Source organism: Mycobacterium sp. E740 (assembly GCF_001672895.1).
Lineage (GTDB): Bacteria > Actinomycetota > Actinomycetes > Mycobacteriales > Mycobacteriaceae > Mycobacterium.
The window spans coordinates 21,479-39,171 of record NZ_LZKP01000180.1 but is presented as its reverse complement, the minus strand read 5'-3'; the positions used below and the strand labels follow the sequence as shown (position 1 = coordinate 39,171).

Annotated in this window: 15 protein-coding genes and 1 pseudogene; 11 read left to right on the top strand and 5 right to left on the bottom strand. The window is 68.4% G+C overall.

Features of this window, described 5'->3' with window-relative positions; genetic code table 11:
- A pseudogene (locus A5663_RS23145) lies at window positions 1-137 on the bottom strand (oxidoreductase); the annotation flags it as partial.
- Between the two features lie 253 nt (window positions 138-390).
- Here A5663_RS23145 and A5663_RS17750 point away from each other — a divergent pair.
- The 5 genes from A5663_RS17750 (at window position 391) to A5663_RS17730 (ending at window position 5,425) form a co-directional block, all read left to right on the top strand.
- Window positions 391-1,503 carry an alpha/beta hydrolase gene (locus A5663_RS17750; RefSeq protein WP_082974219.1) on the top strand — a complete coding sequence of 371 codons (1,113 nt, stop codon included), beginning with the start codon at window positions 391-393 and terminating at the stop codon, window positions 1,501-1,503.
- A gap of 46 nt (window positions 1,504-1,549) precedes the next feature.
- The gene (locus A5663_RS17745; protein ID WP_068151939.1) at window positions 1,550-2,623 is read left to right on the top strand and encodes an NAD-dependent epimerase/dehydratase family protein; all 1,074 of its coding nucleotides are present in this window, start codon (window positions 1,550-1,552) and stop codon (window positions 2,621-2,623) included.
- 54 nt (window positions 2,624-2,677) lie between these two features.
- Window positions 2,678-3,772 carry a spore photoproduct lyase family protein gene (locus tag A5663_RS17740; protein WP_068151936.1) on the top strand — a complete coding sequence of 365 codons (1,095 nt, stop codon included), beginning with the start codon at window positions 2,678-2,680 and terminating at the stop codon, window positions 3,770-3,772.
- Window positions 3,773-3,933: 161 nt separating this feature from the next.
- Window positions 3,934-4,656, top strand: coding sequence for a DUF899 family protein (locus A5663_RS17735; RefSeq protein WP_068151935.1), 723 nt, complete (start codon window positions 3,934-3,936; stop codon window positions 4,654-4,656).
- Between the two features lie 115 nt (window positions 4,657-4,771).
- A complete protein-coding gene (locus A5663_RS17730; RefSeq protein ID WP_068151933.1) occupies window positions 4,772-5,425 on the top strand; it encodes a hypothetical protein in 654 nt (217 codons plus the stop codon).
- Between the two features lie 7 nt (window positions 5,426-5,432).
- Here the strand turns inward: A5663_RS17730 and A5663_RS17725 are convergent, their stop codons facing one another.
- From A5663_RS17725 to A5663_RS17710, 4 genes are all read right to left on the bottom strand, one after another.
- Entirely contained in the window at window positions 5,433-6,506 is a 1,074-nt protein-coding gene (locus tag A5663_RS17725) for a M42 family metallopeptidase (RefSeq protein WP_068151931.1), read from the bottom strand.
- Between the two features lie 53 nt (window positions 6,507-6,559).
- Window positions 6,560-6,787 (bottom strand): hypothetical protein, encoded by a 228-nt coding sequence (locus A5663_RS17720; protein WP_068151927.1) that lies wholly within the window; start codon window positions 6,785-6,787, stop codon window positions 6,560-6,562.
- Between the two features lie 23 nt (window positions 6,788-6,810).
- A complete protein-coding gene (locus A5663_RS17715; protein WP_068151956.1) occupies window positions 6,811-8,283 on the bottom strand; it encodes a YdiU family protein in 1,473 nt (490 codons plus the stop codon).
- An 81-nt stretch (window positions 8,284-8,364) separates the two neighbouring features.
- Entirely contained in the window at window positions 8,365-8,613 is a 249-nt protein-coding gene (locus A5663_RS17710; RefSeq protein ID WP_068151925.1) for an ANTAR domain-containing protein, read from the bottom strand.
- Between the two features lie 195 nt (window positions 8,614-8,808).
- On the opposite strand from A5663_RS17710, the gene A5663_RS17705 reads away from it, so the two are divergent.
- From A5663_RS17705 to A5663_RS17680, 6 genes are all read left to right on the top strand, one after another.
- On the top strand, window positions 8,809-9,702 hold the full coding sequence (locus tag A5663_RS17705) for a mycobacterial-type methylenetetrahydrofolate reductase (RefSeq protein ID WP_068151953.1): 894 nt from the start codon (window positions 8,809-8,811) through the stop codon (window positions 9,700-9,702).
- A 40-nt stretch (window positions 9,703-9,742) separates the two neighbouring features.
- Entirely contained in the window at window positions 9,743-10,897 is a 1,155-nt protein-coding gene (locus A5663_RS17700; RefSeq protein WP_068151923.1) for an aromatic acid exporter family protein, read from the top strand.
- On the top strand, window positions 10,875-14,795 hold the full coding sequence (hrpA, locus tag A5663_RS17695) for an ATP-dependent RNA helicase HrpA (protein ID WP_068151920.1): 3,921 nt from the start codon (window positions 10,875-10,877) through the stop codon (window positions 14,793-14,795). The genes A5663_RS17700 and hrpA overlap by 23 nt, the downstream gene beginning before the upstream one ends.
- 132 nt (window positions 14,796-14,927) lie before the next feature.
- Window positions 14,928-15,740, top strand: a complete 813-nt coding sequence (locus A5663_RS17690; RefSeq protein WP_068151918.1) for a SigB/SigF/SigG family RNA polymerase sigma factor — start codon at window positions 14,928-14,930, stop codon at window positions 15,738-15,740.
- A gap of 45 nt (window positions 15,741-15,785) precedes the next feature.
- Complete coding sequence (locus A5663_RS17685) at window positions 15,786-16,577, top strand: glutaminyl-peptide cyclotransferase (protein WP_068151915.1); 792 nt, start codon at window positions 15,786-15,788, stop codon at window positions 16,575-16,577.
- 51 nt (window positions 16,578-16,628) lie between these two features.
- Window positions 16,629-17,630: a tocopherol cyclase family protein gene (locus A5663_RS17680; RefSeq protein ID WP_082974217.1), complete on the top strand. Its 1,002-nt coding sequence runs from the start codon at window positions 16,629-16,631 to the stop codon at window positions 17,628-17,630.
- Window positions 17,631-17,693 lie beyond the last annotated feature (63 nt).

Below are 17,693 nucleotides of genomic sequence, written 5' to 3'. Positions count from 1 at the left end.
AGCGAGCGCTGCACGATTTCCCTGGCCGGCCCGGACGCGTAATCGTCGCCGTAACCCCACTCCCGGGACCCGAACTGCCAGGTCCCGAGCCCGATCCGGCTGACCCGGCCCATTCCCTCGACGTCTAAGTACTTCACGAAGGCCACGGTACTGAACAAACAGATCGGTAACGGGAGGGTTTTGCATCCAAGACGCCGGGGTATTTGACGCGAGCTGCAGACAGTCGGCGTGTACCAGCGTTGCACGGTGTTGAACGGCTCGACAGGACCTCGAAAGGACCCAGCGCATGCTCGAGTTCATCTGCCCCACCTGCGGGCACTTCAGCCTGGAAGAGGCCGTTTGCGAGTCCTGCACCAGCGGGACCGCCGACATGGCGATGGCCAGCTAGCGATGGCCCTGCACCGCGCGCTGCACCCCTTCGAGTTGGTGATGGCGTCGACGCGGCTCTACTCGTCGTTGCCGGTGGTGGGTAAGCATCTCGAGCCGTTCGCCGGCCTGACCGCGATGGCGATGTACGGCCACCACTACGCCCCCGCAGCGGTGCGGGGCATGGTGTCCCGCCGCTTCGGGGCGGATCCGGCCGCTGCGGCACCCGCTGACGTGACCGACGAGCCTGCGCGCGGCACTCGAGTGCCGCCGTACCTGAGCTTCCGGGCGCAACGGTCCCGTTGCCTGTACCGCAGCTCGGTGCGTTACGGCGACCACCCGGCCCAGCTGCTCGACGTGTGGCGGCTGCCGGACCTGCCGCCCGACGCGCCGGTGCTGCTGTTCGTGCCCGGGGGTGCGTGGGTGCAGGGCTCTCGCGTCATGCAGGGCCACACGATGCTGCACCACCTGGTCAAGCAGGGCTGGGTTTGCCTGACCATGAACTACCGGGTGTCGCCGGTGAACCGCTGGCCACGGCACATCGCCGACGTGAACGCGGCGATCGCGTGGGCCCGTGCCAACGTCGACAAGTTCGGCGGTGACCGGGACTTCGTAGCCATCGCGGGCTGCTCGGCGGGCGGGCATCTGGCCGCGCTGGCGGCGCTGACCCCGGGCGACCCCGCGTTCCGCGGTGAGTTGACCGAGGACGCCGACACGTCGGTCGACGCGGTCGTCGGCATCTATGGACGCTACGACTGGCAGGACCGCTCGACGCCGACCCGCAAGAACTTCATGAACTTCTTGGAGCGAGTGGTGGTGGGTCGCAGGCAGTCTCGCCATCCTGAGATCTACGCCGCCGCGTCGCCGCTGGCGCGTATCCACGCCGATGCGCCGCCGTTCCTGCTCATCCACGGTGAGCAGGACACCATCATCCCGGTGGGGGAGGCGCGGAAGTTCCATGAGCACTTGTCCGCGGTATCGCGAAACCCGGTGCAGTACAGCGAAATACCGCGAGCGGGTCACGGCTTCGATCTCGTCGACACGTCGAACGCCAGGCGCTGCGCGGTCGAGGTGAGCAGGTTCCTGACCGGCGTGCGCGAGGCCCAGGTCTCCACTCCGGCCGCCGCCGCCGGCTGAACCCGACGGGCCGTGTAACTCGCGTCGCGGCGGGTAGCCACCCGGCATGCAGATCGTCGTCACCGGAGCTTCGGGCAACGTCGGCACCGCTTTGCTTCGGCGGCTGGCCGGAGACGGAGGCCACGAGGTCGTCGGGGTGGTGCGCAGACCTCCGGACCCGACGGGGGTGTATGCGCGTGTGCGCTGGCACGAACTCGACGTGGGGGAGCCGGACGCCGCACCTCGGCTGGCGCGGATCTTCGATGGCGCCGACGCCGTCGTACACCTCGCCTGGGGATTTCAACCGACCCGCAATACCGACTACCTGACCCGGACCGGTGTCGGCGGTACGGCGGCAGTCCTCGAGGCCGCGCACACCGCGCGGGTCGGGCGGCTGGTGCATCAGTCGTCGGTCGGGACGTACGCGCCGGGCCGGTACGGCCAGTACGTGGACGAGTCGTGGCCGACGACAGGAATCCACACGTCGCCGTACAGCCGGGACAAGTCCGCGGCCGAAGCGCTGCTCGACGATTACGAACGTCGGCACGGGGACGACGGAATACCGATCGCGCGGATGCGTCCCGGCTTCATCGTGCAGCGCGTCGCGGCCAGCGGCCTGATGCGCTACGCGCTGCCGGGTTACGTGCCGATGCGCGTGGTCCCGCTGCTGCCGGTGTTGCCGCTGGATCGCCGGTTGTGCATACCGCTCATCCACGCCGACGACGTCGCCGAGGCGTTCGTGCGGGTGATCGAGCGCCAGGCGAGCGGCCCGTTCAACCTCGCGGCCGAGCCGCCCGTCGACCGCGACACGGTCGCCGAGGTGTTGCACGCCAAAGCCGTGCACGTGCCGTCGGGTCTGCTGGGGACGGCGGTGGACCTCAGCTGGCGGGCCCGGTTGCAACCGATCGACCGAGGCTGGCTCGACATGGCGTTCAGCGTTCCGCTGCTCGACTGCGGGCGTGCGGAGAGGGAACTCGAGTGGCGTCCGAAGTGGTCGTCGGTCGAGGCGCTTGCCGACGTCATCGACGGCGTCGGGGACGAGGCTCACACCGAGAGCCCGCCGCTGCGCCGCCGGTCGTTGCTCGAACAGCTGCGCCGCGACCTCACCAAGGGGCTGCTGACGACCAGGCGCCTGCCGTAACCGGTGGTGTCCGACGAGATCGACTTTCGGGAACCGCGAAGCGTTGTACCGGGTATGACGACCGCCGCGAAACGCACGCCGGCCGGGCTGGCCGAGCGGCTGCTCGACATCAAGCGGATCTACCACGAGCCCGACATCGACAGGTTCGTGCGGGCCCGCGAGGTGCTGCAGCGGTTCCCGTCGGCCGAGCGCATCGAGGTGCCGTCACACCAAGCGATACCCGGTCTGTACGGCAACGAGGGCAACGTCGAGGACTGGGTCCGCATCAAGCGCGAGGTTCTCGTGCTGGGCGAAAAGAAGAGCTTGAGCGCGCGGCGCAACGAACGCTCCAGCGACTGGATCGCGCCGTCCACCGCGAACGGATGCGCGATGGCCTGTTCGTACTGTTATGTCCCGCGCCGCAAAGGCTATGCCAACCCGATCACGGTGTTCGCCAACATCGACAAGATCACCGGCTACCTCGAACGGCACGCCGCTCGGCAGGGTGTGAAGCCGGCGCCCAACCAGTGCGATCCCGTCGACTGGGTGTACGACATCGGCGAGAACAGCGACTGCTCGGTCGACGCGATGGTCTCCGACAACGTCCGCGACCTCGTCGACCTGTTCGCGCGAATTCCCAACGCAAAAGCCAGCTTTGCGACCAAACTCGTCAACCGCACGCTGCTCGACTACGACCCACGCGGCGGAACGCGCGTGCGGTTCAGCCTGATGCCTGCCGAGACCTCACGGGTGGTCGACGTCCGAACGTCGAAGATCGCCGACCGCATCGCCGCGATCGACGACTTCGTCGAGGCCGGCTACGAGGTCCACCTGAACTTCAGTCCCGTTGTCGTACACGAGAATTGGCTGGCCGACTGGGCTGAGCTGCTCGAGCAGATCGCCGACGGCACCAATGATCGGACCAAACGGCAGCTGGCCGCCGAGATCATCTTCCTCACCCACAACGAGGGTCTGCACGAGGTCAACCTCGGCTGGCACCCCAAGGGCGAGGAGTTGCTCTGGCGGCCCGATCTGCAGCAGCTCAAGCGCAGCCAGAGCGGGCAGTGGAATGTGCGCTACAAGAGCCCGTGGAAAGGCCGCTGGGTTGGCGAGCTGACCGACCTGATCGCCACCAAGCTGCCGGCGTGCCGGGTGCGCTACGCGTTCTGACGCCGCGTTGATTGGCGACTTGTGCGTGAAAACGATCGATCACCGATCGAAATCACTCACAAATCGCGTGGCTAGTCCGGCGGGTCCAAGAAGAGCTGACGATGATTTCCGGTCGCTGAGCCGGTCATCACCTGCGAACCGATTTCCCGCAGGAGGAACCGATGGCGACTATCCCTGACGCCCTGCCACCCGTCGTAGACCAGCAGACCTGGCGCGCCGCGCTCGACGAGCTGCGCAGGCGCGAGAAAGCCGCTACGCGGGAGCTGGACGCCATCGCCGCCCAGCGCCGCAGCCTGCCGATGGTGCAGCTGCCCGACTACACGCTGATCGGCGAACACGGCCCGGTCCGACTGGCCGACGTGTTCGAGGGCCGATCGCAGCTGATCGTCTACAACCACATGTGGACCGACGGCGCGGAATGGCAGTGCGGCGGCTGCACCGGCTTCACGTCGCAGTTCACCCGGCTGGAGTTCCTGGACAACTACGACACCCGCTTCGTCATCGTCACCAACGGCCCGATCGAGGAAGCGCTGGCCTACCGAACCAAGGTCGGCAACCAGATGGACTGGTACTCGTCGTCGCAGAGTTCGTTCGGCGCCGACGTCGACGCCGCGCCGGGGGAGGGCTTCGCGGTCAATGTGTTCCTCCGGGACGGCGACACCGTGTACCGGACATGGCATACGAACGGCCGTGGCACCGAACAGCTGAGCCACTCGTTCGCGCTCATCGACGTGCTGCCCTGGGGCCGGCAGGAGGAGTGGCAGGATTCGCCCGACGGCTGGCCGCAGCGTCCGACCTACTCCGGCTGGTTGGACTCGCCCGACATCGCGCGGGCGTACGGGCCGGGCACCGACGGGCTCCGCACCGACGCGGCGTCGAAATAGCATTCCTGGTCGCGATATCGCCGTCGCAACAGCCAGGGCTTCTCGTTCGCGGATCGGTTGTCTGCGTTAGGACCGCACCGCCGCTTCGGTGGCATCCTGGCTCCATGGAGTCGGTATGGGCCTGATCTTCCGCCTCGCCGAGCTGCTGATCGTGCTCGTGCCGCTCGTCGGCGTGCTCTACGGCGGATGGCGGGCGTTCTCCGCGGCCCGTACCCGGCAGGACACCGAACGTGAACCGTCAGCCCCCGAGCTGCAAACGCGCCCCACCCCCGCGGTCCCGTGGCAGGCGATCACCCGGGCGATCAAGGAACACGACCGCACCGACACCCGGTGGCTGGAGTACGAGCTGGACGTCGCGAAGTTGCTCGACTTCCCGCTGATGACCGACATGCGCGATCCGCTGACCGAGCGGTTCCACCGGACGAAGCTGCGCGCCGACCTGCTGCGGCCGGCCAAGGCCGAAAACCTCGTCGACGCCGGCGACGCCGCCCGCGAGTACGTCGACGCGGTCACCGACTACGCCACCGCCTTCGACGCCGCCGAGAGCGAGGCCGTCCGTCGTCGGCGCAGCGATTTCTCCGCCCAAGAGCAGCAGCGAATCGCCCGCGCCCAGAACGCATTACGCATCGCCGTCGACACCGCCGCCACCCCGCAAGAGCGCGAACGCGGTTATGACCTGGCCCGGCGCGAACTCGACGGGTTGATCGTGCTGCCCGAGCGCGCCCGCGCAGCGATCGAGCGCGGTATCGCCGGCGAGCTCGGCGGCTGAACCGCCGCTAGGCGCCGCGCCGCAGGAACTCGGCGAGCACCGCGCTCATCTCCGGAATGGCGCGTCGTGTGATGACCTCGTAACCGTGGGTGCTCAGCGTGGGCAGGCAGAGCAGACCGGCGCGCGGCGTGAGCGCGCTCGCCTTCGAATGCGACGCATCGGACTCGAACGCGCCGAGCACCGCCGGCTGGGGTGACAAACCGAGATCGTTCGCGATCTCGAGCAGCGTGTCGGCCACCACCTTGTCGTAGATGGTCTCGGCGTCGCTGTAGCCCACGATCGGGCCGCCGCTGCAGGTCGTGCCGTACTCCGCCTCCTTCGGGCCCACTTCGAGCGCCAGCGTCAGGTCTCCCGGCAGCATGTGGCTGGCGTACGAGCCGCCGACGCCCCCGATCTCCTCGCTCGTCGTGAACACCAGGTAGATGTCGCGCGCAGGGCGCTGGTCGCTTGCCGCCAGCCGGCCGGCGACATCCAGCAGGGCGGTCACCGGCGCACGGTCGTCCATGAAGTAGCACCCGATGTAGTCGTCGCCGACGTCGATGAGCGTGCGCTTGCTCCGGTGCACGCATGCCCGGGTGCCCGGTCTGATTCCAGCGTCAGCCAGCTCGTCGGGACTGTGGCCGGTGAACACGTACACGTGCGTCCAGTCCATCGCCTTGTCGCCCTGGTCGGGCTTGGTCTCCCAGATCCGCATGCTTTCTTTGGTCGTGTGCTCGGAGCCGAGCGTCAGCACACCGCAGATCGTGCGCTGGTCGCCCAGGATGTCGACCGGCCCCAGGCCGAAATTACCCGGGTACATCGTGCCCAGCGGCGTCATGTGCAAGCTGCCGTCGGACTCGATCCGTTTCACGATCATCGACAACTCGTCCATGTGGGCCATGACCCGAGCGGCCTGCGCTTCGCTGTCGGTGCCGCGGATGAGACCGATGACGTTGCCTGCTTCGTCGACCCACATCTCGTCGGCGTGCGGCTTCAGCTCGCGTAGGCAGATCTCACGCACGGCGTCTTCCTGGCCGCACGGCCCGTACGCGTGGAGCAGTTCTTGAAGCAGATCGCGGTGGGGCGCATCGTCGGTCGTCATAGATCTTGATATTGCCCCGGCGACGCCGCGCTAACCTTCGCGGCTCGGCGCCGCTAGCTCACCGGCGGGTGTGGATAGGGCGGCGGGACCGGCACGCACAACCCGGTGCTCGTGTCCAGCGCCTTGCCGTCGACGCAGAACGACGAGCAACCGTAGATCACACCGGTCTGGCCGGGCGGGCAGCAGCAGTTCCCGGGCTGGGCCGACGCGATGACAGGTGAAAAGGGTACGGCCATGGCGGCCGTGAAGAGCCCCGCGATCAGACACCGTCGCAACGTCATGACCAGAGTCTAGGACGGGATGATCACGTGCCACAGAAAGTTCGGTACTTCCCGAAATCCTCCGGGGCGGGCTCGGCGTAGCGCTGCAGGCCCGGCCGCTCGTCGCAGGGGGCGGTCACCGCGTCCAGCAACAGGTGCAGCGGTTGGAGGTCCCCGCCGGTCGCGGCGGTCAGCGCCTCCTCGACGAGATGGTTGCGCGGGATGTAGACGGGATTCGTGCGGTCCATCAGCGCGGCGTCCGGTCGCAGTGCGTGCCATCGCGCGAGCCACTCGTCGAAGGCGGCGAGGTCGAGGAACAGCCCGCGGGCGGGTTCGTCGGCACCGTGGGCCGCCTTCCCGAGCTGACGGAAGAACGACGTGAAATCGACGTGGCTCTGCTGCAGTTGCGCGATGAGGTCGTTCATCAGCGGCACCGCGATCTCGTCCGGAGTCGTGTCGGCAAGCCCGAGCTTGGCGCACATGCCGGCGGTGAGCGCTTCCTGGTAACGGGCGGTGAAGCCCTTCAGCGTGCCTTCGGCGAGCGCGACCGCCTGCTGTTGGTCGTCGGCGAACAGCGGCAGCAGCGCTTCGGCCAGCCGGGCCAGGTTCCACACCGCGATCGCGGGTTGGTTGCCGTAGGCGTAGCGACCCCACGAGTCGATCGAGCTGAACACCGTCTCGGGGTCGTAGGCCTCCATGAACGCGCAGGGGCCGTAGTCGATGGTTTCGCCGGAGATGGTCATGTTGTCGGTGTTCATCACGCCGTGCACGAAGCCGACGAGCATCCACTTGGCGATCAGCGCGGCCTGCACCGCGACCACCGATTCGAACAGCGCGACATACGGGTTGCCTGCCGTGGCCGCGGCCGGGTGGTGCCGCGCGATCGCGTGATCGGCGAGCCGCCGCAGCAGCTCGATGTCACTGGTGTTCGCGGCGAACTGGAAGGTGCCCACCCGCAGGTGGCTGCTGGCGACGCGGGCCAGCACGGCGCCGGGCAGGGCAGTCTCGCGCTGCACCTGACGTCCCGTCGCGACCACGGCCAGCGAGCGAGTCGTCGGGATGCCCAAGGCATGCATCGCCTCGCTGACGATGTATTCGCGCAGCATCGGACCGACGGCCGCCAGGCCGTCACCACCGCGCGCGAACGGCGTCGCGCCGGATCCCTTCAGGTGCAGGTCGCGCAGTTCTCCGGACGTCGTGGTGAGCTCGCCGAGCAGCAGCGCGCGGCCGTCACCCAGCCGCGGGACGTAACCGCCGAACTGGTGGCCGGCATACGCCTGGGCGACCGGGGTGGCGCCGTCCGGCACCAGGTTGCCGACGAGCAGCCGCAGGCCCTCGGGCCCGCGCAACCACGCGGCGTCGATGCCGAGTTCGGCGGCCAACGACTCGTTGAGCACGAGCAAGCGCGGGTCGGGCGCCGCCGCGGCCTGCCAGCGGACCGCCAACTCGGGCAGTTCCCTGGCGTACTGGTCGGCGAAGGCCACGGATTCGTTGGTGCTGTCGGGTGCGAGGCTCACCTTCTCCACAGTACGAGCAGCTTCGACGCGTTCTCATCTGTGAATCTGACGACGGTTGAAGGCCCGGTAGCGTCGTCAGATTCACAAACGAGTCGAGGTCATTTGCAGCAGCGGACCCCACTCGGCGAGCACCGCCGTGCGCGCGGCGGTGTGCGGGCCCTCCGCGTTGCCGCTCGCCGCGCTCACGAGCGCGTCGGCGAGGGTGAACAGCGGTACCTGGTGCTGCTTGGCCGCTCGGATGATCTCGCGGAACGCTTCGTCGACGCTGTAGTGCCGAAGCGCGATGAGGACCCCTTCCGCGGTGTCGAGGCGTTGTCGTCCGGGTGTCATGCCATCCGTGGTACCAACCGCAGGCGGCAACGCGGTAACCGAGCGCTGGGAATCGACTGGGAGCGCGGCGGCCGCGAGGCTTTGCTGACGCCGACGGCCGGTCTGTATGGTGAGGCTCCCGGGGAAAGCGCGAAGAATGTGGTCACCGACGACCTGCCGCGCCGCGGGAACAAACCGTCTGATGAGGAGAGCCCGGTGACGCTGAACACCATCGCGCTCGAGCTCGTCGCGCCCAACGTGGAGCGGGGTCACGAGCAGGCGCTGGAAGATGCGCACAAGGTGCTGAGGTGTTCCGCCGAAACAGGTCTCGAGGGCCGCATCAGGCACGTGATGATCCCCGGCATGATCGAAGAGGACGACGACCGGCCCATCGAGATGAAGCCGAAGCTCGACGTGCTCGACTTCTGGTCGGTCATCTCCCCCGAATTGGCCGGGGTCAACGGCCTCTGCACCCAGGTCACCGCGTTCATGGACGAGGCGACCCTGCGGCAGCGGCTGACCGACCTGTCCGGCGCCGGGTTCGACGGCATCGCGTTCGTCGGGGTGCCGCGCACGATGAACGACGGCGAAGGCGGCGGTGTCGCGCCGACCGACGCCCTGTCGATCTACGCCGAGCTGGTGCCCAACCGCGGGGCGATTCTCATCCCCACGCGCGAGGGCGAGCACGGCCGGTTCAACTTCAAGTGCGACCAGGGCGCGACTTACGGCATGACGCAGCTGCTGTACTCCGACGCGATCGTCGGTTTTCTGCGTGCCTTCGCCGAACAGACCGCGCACCGGCCGGAGATCCTGCTGTCATTCGGCTTCGTGCCGAAGCTGGAGAGCAAGGTCGGGTTGATCAACTGGCTGATCCAGGATCCGGGCAACGCCGCGGTCGCCGAAGAGCAGGAGTTCGTCAAGCAGTTGGCCGCGACGGACCCGGTCGAAAAGCGCAAGCTGATGCTCGACCTGTACAAGCGGGTGGTCGACGGGGTCGGCGAGCTCGGCTTCCCGCTGAGCATTCACCTCGAGGCGACCTACGGGGTGTCGGTCCCGGCGTTCGAGACGTTCGCCGAAATGCTCGACTACTGGGCGCCCGACAAGTCCTGACAGCGTTTTCGGCGGCGCCGCAGCGGGAATCTGCGGTTCCATGAGCAGCCTCGTCAAGCGTGCCGAGCGCGGCGTGGGTCGGCTCAGATTCGATCGCGACTCCGCGCTCGCCCTGGCGAAGGCCGCGATCTCGTCGACGACCGCGTGGGTGCTGGCCACCCAAGTGTTCGGCGGCGCGCACGCGTCGTTCGCAGCGTTCGCTGCACTGTTGCTCGTCGGGATGACGATCGCCGACTCGGTGGGGATGGCGATGAGGTACACCGCGGCGATGCTCGTCGGTATCGGACTGGTCGGCGGCGCGGTGTGGTGGTGGGGAGTGCACCTGTGGCTGTTCCCGCTGATTCTTGTCATCGCGCTGGCGATCGGGCGGTGGCACCGGCTCGGCGGCCAAGGAGTCAACGTGGCGGTGGCGGCGATCTTCGCCTACGGGGTCTTCGCGCTGCCCTCCGTCGGCCCGACCCACCGGAGCCCGCTACCGAGCATCGCCGGCATGGTGGTGCTCGGCGCGGTCGTCGCGCTCGCGGTGACGCTGATAGTGGCGCCGCCGCTGCGTTACCGCAGCGCTCGACACGCGGTCGCCTCGCTGAGCGGGTCGCTGACCGATCTGCTTTCGGACATGACCGAGACCCTGGCCCGACGTTTTCCGGACGGGCACGCCGTCCGCGGCTGGCGGCGTCGGGCCGAGGCATTGCCGGACAAGGCTTCTCAGGCCAGGCAAACGGTCGACCACGCGCTGCACACGTCGAAGCTCAACCCGCGGCGCCTGTTTGTTCACGACCACTCTGACGTCGGCGGTGACCGGCTCGCGATCCAGGCGCTCGAACGCATCGCACAGCAACTGCGGTCGGTGGCGGCCGGCCTGGAACGTGCTGTCGAGCGTGACGACCGGGGACAGGAGCACGAGGCGTTCCTCCATCGCTACGGCGCGCTGTTGGCGGCGGTGCGCGACGCGGTCGTGACGCTGGGTGACGGGTCCGGCGCCGACGGCAACGGCTCGCCGCTGGCCGACGAAGCCCGCCGGTGCCAGACGTCGCTCGACGAGCTGGCTGACTTCACCCGCGGTCATGTGCTCGACCAGCCCACGCAGTGGGCCGTTTACCGCGGGCTCCACACCGATGCCGAACGCCTCTGCGAGGAGGTCCACTCGGCGAGCGACGCCTATTGTGACGCGAGTGTCCGAAGCGTCGATCGGTGAGTTGCGGGCGCGTCTCGACGCACTGACGATCCGCGACGCGGCCCGCTTCGGCCGCCGCCTCAGACAGTTACGCGCCGCGTCGCCGGAGCAGGTCGCCAAGCTCGCCGAGCAGATCACCGCGGCCGAAGCGCTGGTCGCCACCCGCGCGGCAGCGGTCCCGGCGATCACCTATCCCGACCTTCCGGTCAGCGAGCGCCGTGACGAGATCGCCAAGGCGATCTCGGAGAACCAGGTGGTGATCGTCGCCGGCGAAACCGGCTCCGGGAAGACGACGCAGCTGCCGAAGATCTGCCTCGAGCTCGGCCGTGGTGTGCGCGGCACCATCGGGCACACGCAACCGCGCCGGCTGGCCGCGCGCACCGTCGCGCAGCGCATCGCCGACGAACTGGGCAGCCCGCTGGGCGACACGATCGGTTACACCGTGCGCTTCACCGACCAGGCGAGCGACCGCACCCTGGTCAAGCTCATGACCGACGGCATCCTGCTGGCGGAGATCCAACGCGACCGCCGACTGCTGCGTTACGACACACTGATCCTCGACGAGGCCCACGAGCGCAGCCTCAACGTGGACTTCCTGCTCGGATACCTGCGTGAATTGCTGCCTCGCCGGCCGGATCTCAAGGTCATCGTCACGTCCGCGACGATCGAACCCGGGCGGTTCGCGAAACACTTCGGCGGTGCCGAAAATGTACCCAGCGGCGGTGCGCCGGTCGTCGAGGTGTCCGGGCGCACGTACCCGGTCGAGATCCGTTATCGCCCACTGGAAGTCGCGGTGCCGGTGGATGACACCGATGATCCGGACGACCCCGAGCACGAGCTGGTGCGCACCCAGCTGCGCGACCAGACCGAGGCCATCGTCGACGCTGTTGCTGAGCTGGAGGCCGAGCCGCCCGGCGATGTGCTGGTGTTTCTGTCCGGTGAGCGCGAAATCCGCGACACCAGCCAGGTTTTGAGCGGTGCTGTCGATGCCAACACCGAAGTGTTGCCGCTGTACGCCCGCCTGCCGACGGCCGAGCAGCAGCGGGTGTTCCAGCCCAGCCGCAGCGCGCGCCGTATCGTGCTCGCGACGAACGTCGCCGAGACGTCGTTGACGGTGCCCGGCATCCGCTACGTCGTCGACCCCGGCACCGCGCGCATCTCCCGCTACAGCCGTAGAACCAAGGTGCAGCGGCTGCCGATCGAACCGATCTCGCAGGCATCCGCCGCACAGCGGGCCGGGCGCGCGGGCCGGACGGCGCCCGGCGTGTGCATCCGGCTGTACTCCGAGGAGGACTTCGCGGGGCGCCCGCGCTACACCGACCCCGAGATACTGCGGACGAACCTGGCGGCGGTCATCCTGCAGATGGCGGCGTTGAATCTCGGTGACATCGAAGGCTTTCCGTTCCTGGACCCGCCGGATCGACGCAGCATCCGCGACGGCGTGCAGTTGTTGCAGGAACTCGGTGCGTTCGACGCCGAACGCCGGATCACCGACATCGGCCGGCGACTCGCGCAGCTGCCGGTCGACCCGCGCCTGGGCCGGATGATCCTGCAGGCCGACGCCGAGGGCTGCGTGCGCGAGATTCTGGTGCTGGCCGCCGCGCTGTCGATTCCCGATCCGCGGGAGCGGCCCGCCGAGCGCGAGGAGGCTGCGCGTCAGAAGCACGCAAGGTTCGCCGATGAGCACTCGGATTTCGTCTCGTACCTGAACCTGTGGCGTTATCTGAGAGGGCAACGAAAGGAACTGTCCGGCAACGCCTTCCGCCGGATGTGTCGGGAGGAGTTCCTGCATTACCTGCGGATCCGGGAATGGCAGGACCTGGTGGGCCAGCTGCGCAGCATCGCGAGGGATCTGGGCATCCGCGAATCTGACGAGCCGGCCGATCCGGCGAGCGTGCACGCCGCGCTGCTCGCCGGCCTGCTGTCACACGTCGGTTTGCGGGAGGGCGACGGACGCGAGTACCTGGGCGCGCGCAACGCGAAATTCGTCCTCGCACCGGGATCGGCGCTCAGCAGACGTCCGCCGCGCTGGGTCGTCGTCGCTGACCTCGTCGAAACCAGCCGGCTGTTCGGTCGTACCGGGGCACGCATCCAGCCCGAAGTCGTCGAGCGAATCGCGGGCGACCTGGTGCAGCGCACCTACAGCGAGCCGCACTGGGATGCCCAGCGCGGCACCACGATGGCCTATGAGCGGGTGACACTTTACGGGCTACCGTTGGTGGCACGCCGCCGCGTCAACTATGCGCGGATCGAGCCAGAGTTGGCGCGCGAGCTGTTCATCCGCCATGCGCTCGTGGAGGGTGATTGGCAGACGCGCCACCACTTCTTCCGCGACAACGCTCGACTGCGCGAGGAGTTGGAGGAACTCGAGGAGAAGGCGCGCCGGCGCGACCTCCTCGTCGGCGACGACGAGATATTCGACTTCTTCGACTCCCGCATTCCGCCGAATGTGGTGTCGGCGCGGCACTTCGACACCTGGTGGAAGAAGCAGCGGCATCTGACCCCCGATCTGCTCACCTTCACGCGCGACGACCTGTTGCGGAGCGACGACGGCGCCGACGGGCAGCTGGACGCGTGGCAGGCCGGCGATCTGTCGCTGCCGTTGAGCTACCGCTTCGAGCCGGGCGCCGAAGACGACGGCGTGACGGTGCACGTGCCCGTCGAGGTTCTTGCCCGGCTCGGCGGCGACGAGTTCGCCTGGCAGGTCCCTGCGCTGCGTGAAGAACTGGTCACCGCGCTCATCCGGTCCCTGCCGAAAAGCCTGCGCCGCAACTTCGTTCCCGCTCCGGACACGGCCCGCGCGGTGCTTTCGGGCATCACACCCGGAGCCGAACCACTGCTCGACGCCGTGCAGCGCGAGTTACAGAAGCGGACCGGCGTACTGGTGCCGATCGACGCCTTCGACCTCGACAAGCTGCCGTCGCACCTGCGGGTGACCTTCGCTGTCGAGAACGCCGACGGTACCGAACTCGCCCGCGGCAAGGACCTCGACGCGCTGCAGCAGCAGCTCGCCGTTCCGGCGCGCCGTGCGGTTTCCGAAGCGGTCGGTGAATTGGAGCGGACCGGATTACGTTCGTGGCCCGAGGATCTGGACGTCCTGCCACGAACGGTCGAGCGCACCGTCGGGGGCCACCGCGTACGCGGATATCCGGCCCTGACCGAGACGCGCAGCGCTGTCGACGTGCGTGTGTTCGCCACAGCAGCCGAACAGCAGGCCGCGATGGGACCCGGCACGCGCCGGCTGCTGCGCCTTGCGATCCCGTCGCCGGTGAAAGCCGTTGAACGGCAACTGCAGCCGCGGGCCCGATTGCTGCTCGGCGCCAACCCCGACGGCTCGCTGCAAGCGCTGCTCGACGACTGCGCCGACGCCGCGACCGACGTGTTGGCGCCAACCCCGGCGTGGTCGCGGGACGAGTTCACCGCGTTGCGTGATCGCGTCGCGACCGGGCTGGCGTCGACCACCGCGGCGATCGTCACGCGTGTCGAGTCGGTGCTCACGGCGGCACACGACGTACAGGTGGCATTGCCGTCGTCGCCGTCCGCCGCCCAGGCCGACGCGATCGCCGACGTGCGCGCCCAGCTCGAGCGGCTGCTGCCGCAGGGATTCGTCACCGCCACCGGTGCGGCGCAGCTGGCCGACCTGAGCCGCTATCTCATCGCGATCGGCAGGCGGCTGGAGCGGCTGCCGCATGCGCTTCAGGCGGATCGCGAGCGGATGGACACAGTGCATGCGGTGCAAGACGCCTACGACGAGTTGGTGCGCGCACTGTCGCCCGCGCGCGCCGCGGCCGCCGAAGTCCGAGACATCGCACGGCAGATCGAGGAGTTGCGCGTCAGCCTCTGGGCGCAGCAGCTCGGCACCCCGCGTCCGGTCAGCGAGCAGCGCATCTACCGCGCCATCGACGCAGTGGCGCCCTGATCCGAAAGCCACATAGCGAAGCCCGCGCTGTCGAACTGATCCGATCCGCGAAGACTTGCCGCGATTCGGCCCTTTCCACACATATGTCCACCTACGAAGCGGGAACCTCTTCGCCAAGATGTGAGGAGCGGTATGACAGCGACACTCGAACGTTTGCCGGCGGACGGCGATGCCGGAACCACTGCTTGTGATTCCGGCTACGGTGACATCCCGGACCTGCTCCGACAGCTTGCAGAACTCCCCGCCGGTTCCGTGAGACGCACCAGGATGCGCGAAGACGTGATTCGTCGGTGCCTGCCCTTGGCGGAGCACATCGCGCGCCGCTACGAGCGCAGAGGTGAGTCGCGGGACGATCTGGTGCAGACCGCGCGCGTCGGGTTGCTCAACGCTTTGGACCGATTCGATCCCGACTCCGGCAACGACTTCCTCGCGTTTGCGGTGCCGACGATCACGGGTGAAGTCAAGCGGTATTTCCGGGACAGCGGATGGGCGATGCACGTGCCGCGGCGGCTGAAGGAGTCGCGGGCTCAGGTGTCGACCGCGACGGCCGAACTCAGCCAGCGCATGGGCCGTGCGCCGACCGCCTCCGAACTGGCCGGTGCGCTCGACATGGACCGCGACGAAGTCGTGCAGACGCTGATCGCGGCACAGTGCTACCGCACCCGGTCATTGGACGCTCCGGCGATCAGCGACGCTGAGGGCGGGCCTTCGATCGTGGACGGGCTGGGCACCCTCGACAGCGATATCGATACCGTCGAGTTCCGCGAGGCGCTGCGCCCGCTCGTCGCGAAACTGCAGCCGCGCGAACGCGAGATCCTCACGATGCGATTCTTCGGGTCGCAGACGCAGACCCAGATAGCGCAGCGACTGGGCATTTCGCAGATGCATGTGTCGCGGCTGCTCGCGCGCAGCCTGGCTCAGCTGCGCGCCGGCCTAGCCGAATAGCTGCACAGTTCACCGCAGACGCTCGCGTGCGGTAGGCATAGACGCATGAACGCATCTGTGGCCCGCCGCGGCGCGATCGCCCTGCTTGCCGCCATCACCGTGGCGTGTGGCGGCTCGCCGCCGACCGCTCAGAGCGACGCGCCCGCGCCGGTGATCAAACCTGTTGTGCTGGGCGAGATTCCCCACGACAGCACGGCGTGGACGGAGGGACTCGAGTTCGACGGGCCGGCCTTGTACGAGGGCACCGGCATCGCCGGCCGGTCACAGGTCCGCGAACTCGATCCCACCACCGGAGCCGTGCGCCGCTCGGCCGCCACCCCGAACGACTACTACGGCGAGGGCATCACCGTCGTCGACGACCACATCTGGGAACTGACCTGGCGCGACGGCGTCGCGGTGGAATGGAACAAGGCGACGCTGACGCCTCGGCGGGAGGTTCCGGTCGACGGCGAGGGCTGGGGGCTGTGCCGAGACGGCAACAGGGTGATCCGCAGCGACGGCACCGACCGCCTGCACTTCCACGATCTGGCGACGTTCGCCGAGACCGGCTCGGTAGCGGTCACCCGAGACGGACAGTCGCTCGGCGAGCTCAACGAGTTGGAGTGCGTCGACGGTCAGGTGTGGGCCAACGTGTGGCAGACCGACAGCATCGTGCGGATAGACCCGGCAACCGGCACGGTCAACGCCGTGGTCGATGCCGCCGGGCTGTGGCCCGAGCACGACGGCAGCCGCGAGAAGGTGCTCAACGGCATCGCGCACATCGCCGGTGACGAATACCTGCTGACCGGCAAATTCTGGCCGAAGATGTACCGCGTGCGGCTGCAGCCCCCGGCGTAGGTTCCGGCCCCCGAAGTTTGCATCCGGGCCGGACCGTCAAAGCAAGGTGTCATGACCGTCCTCGACAACGCCAGGGGCGCGGCGACGCAGGTCGTCGAGCCGTTCGCCGGGTTGTACCGCCGCACCGGCGCCGATCTGCCGTTCAGCGACCCGCTGGTCTCCCACGGCACCGAGATGGAAGGCTGGTTCTGGCGGCTCACCGATGCGGCCTCGGGGCGCGTCGTCGTCGCACTGTTCAGCGTGAACAAGCATCCCGACGGGGACTGGGCCACGACCGCGGTGGCGCTGCACCCGGGCGACCGGGTGTACAGCGCGGAGCTGGACCGGGCGAGCGCAGGGGCCGACCCATTCACGCTCGATGCCGGCGATGGCCGGTTCCATGCGACATACGACCGGCTGCACGTCGACCTGCCAGGGGTGCGCGTCGACATGCGGTTCGATGACCCCGTTCGGTGGCCCAAGGCGCTCGCCGGGGGTGGTCTTGCGTCGGTCGTGCCGTTCCTCAACCAGTACTGGCACCCCTACCGTCTCGGCGGAAGCGCAAGCGGCACCGTGGAATTCGACGGTGATCGCTGGGATTTCGACAAGGCCAAGCTCTACACCGAGCGCAACTGGGGCGCGGGTTTCCCGCAGCGGTGGTGGTGGGGCCAGGCGCACGACTTCGGCACCGACGACGTGTCGGTTGCCTTCTCGGGTGGTCTGCTCGCGCTCGGTCCGCTCAAGAGCGACGTGGCCGGGGTCGTCGTCCGGCTGGGCGATCGCGTGCTGCGCATGACGCCGCCGACGGCGTGGGTGCGCTCCGAAATCGGGGAGCGCACGTGGAGCCTGCACGCGACGTCGCTGCGCTACCAGGTCGAAATCCACGGCGACGGAACGCATCTCGAGCCACACGCGCTCCCGGTGCCGCTACCCGCCGAGCGCCGCAACGTCGACACCGACTTCGAGCATCTGAGCGGGCGCCTGCGCTGCGTGGTCAAGCAGTTCGGGCGGGTGATCTTCGACGGGCAGTCCGAGATCGCGGGTCTGGAGGTCGGCAGCCTGCCGGATGCCTAGGTTGGATGGCCCGACTCCTCAGCGCGACCTTCGGCCGCTTGATCGTCGTCGGGCTAGGCTGCA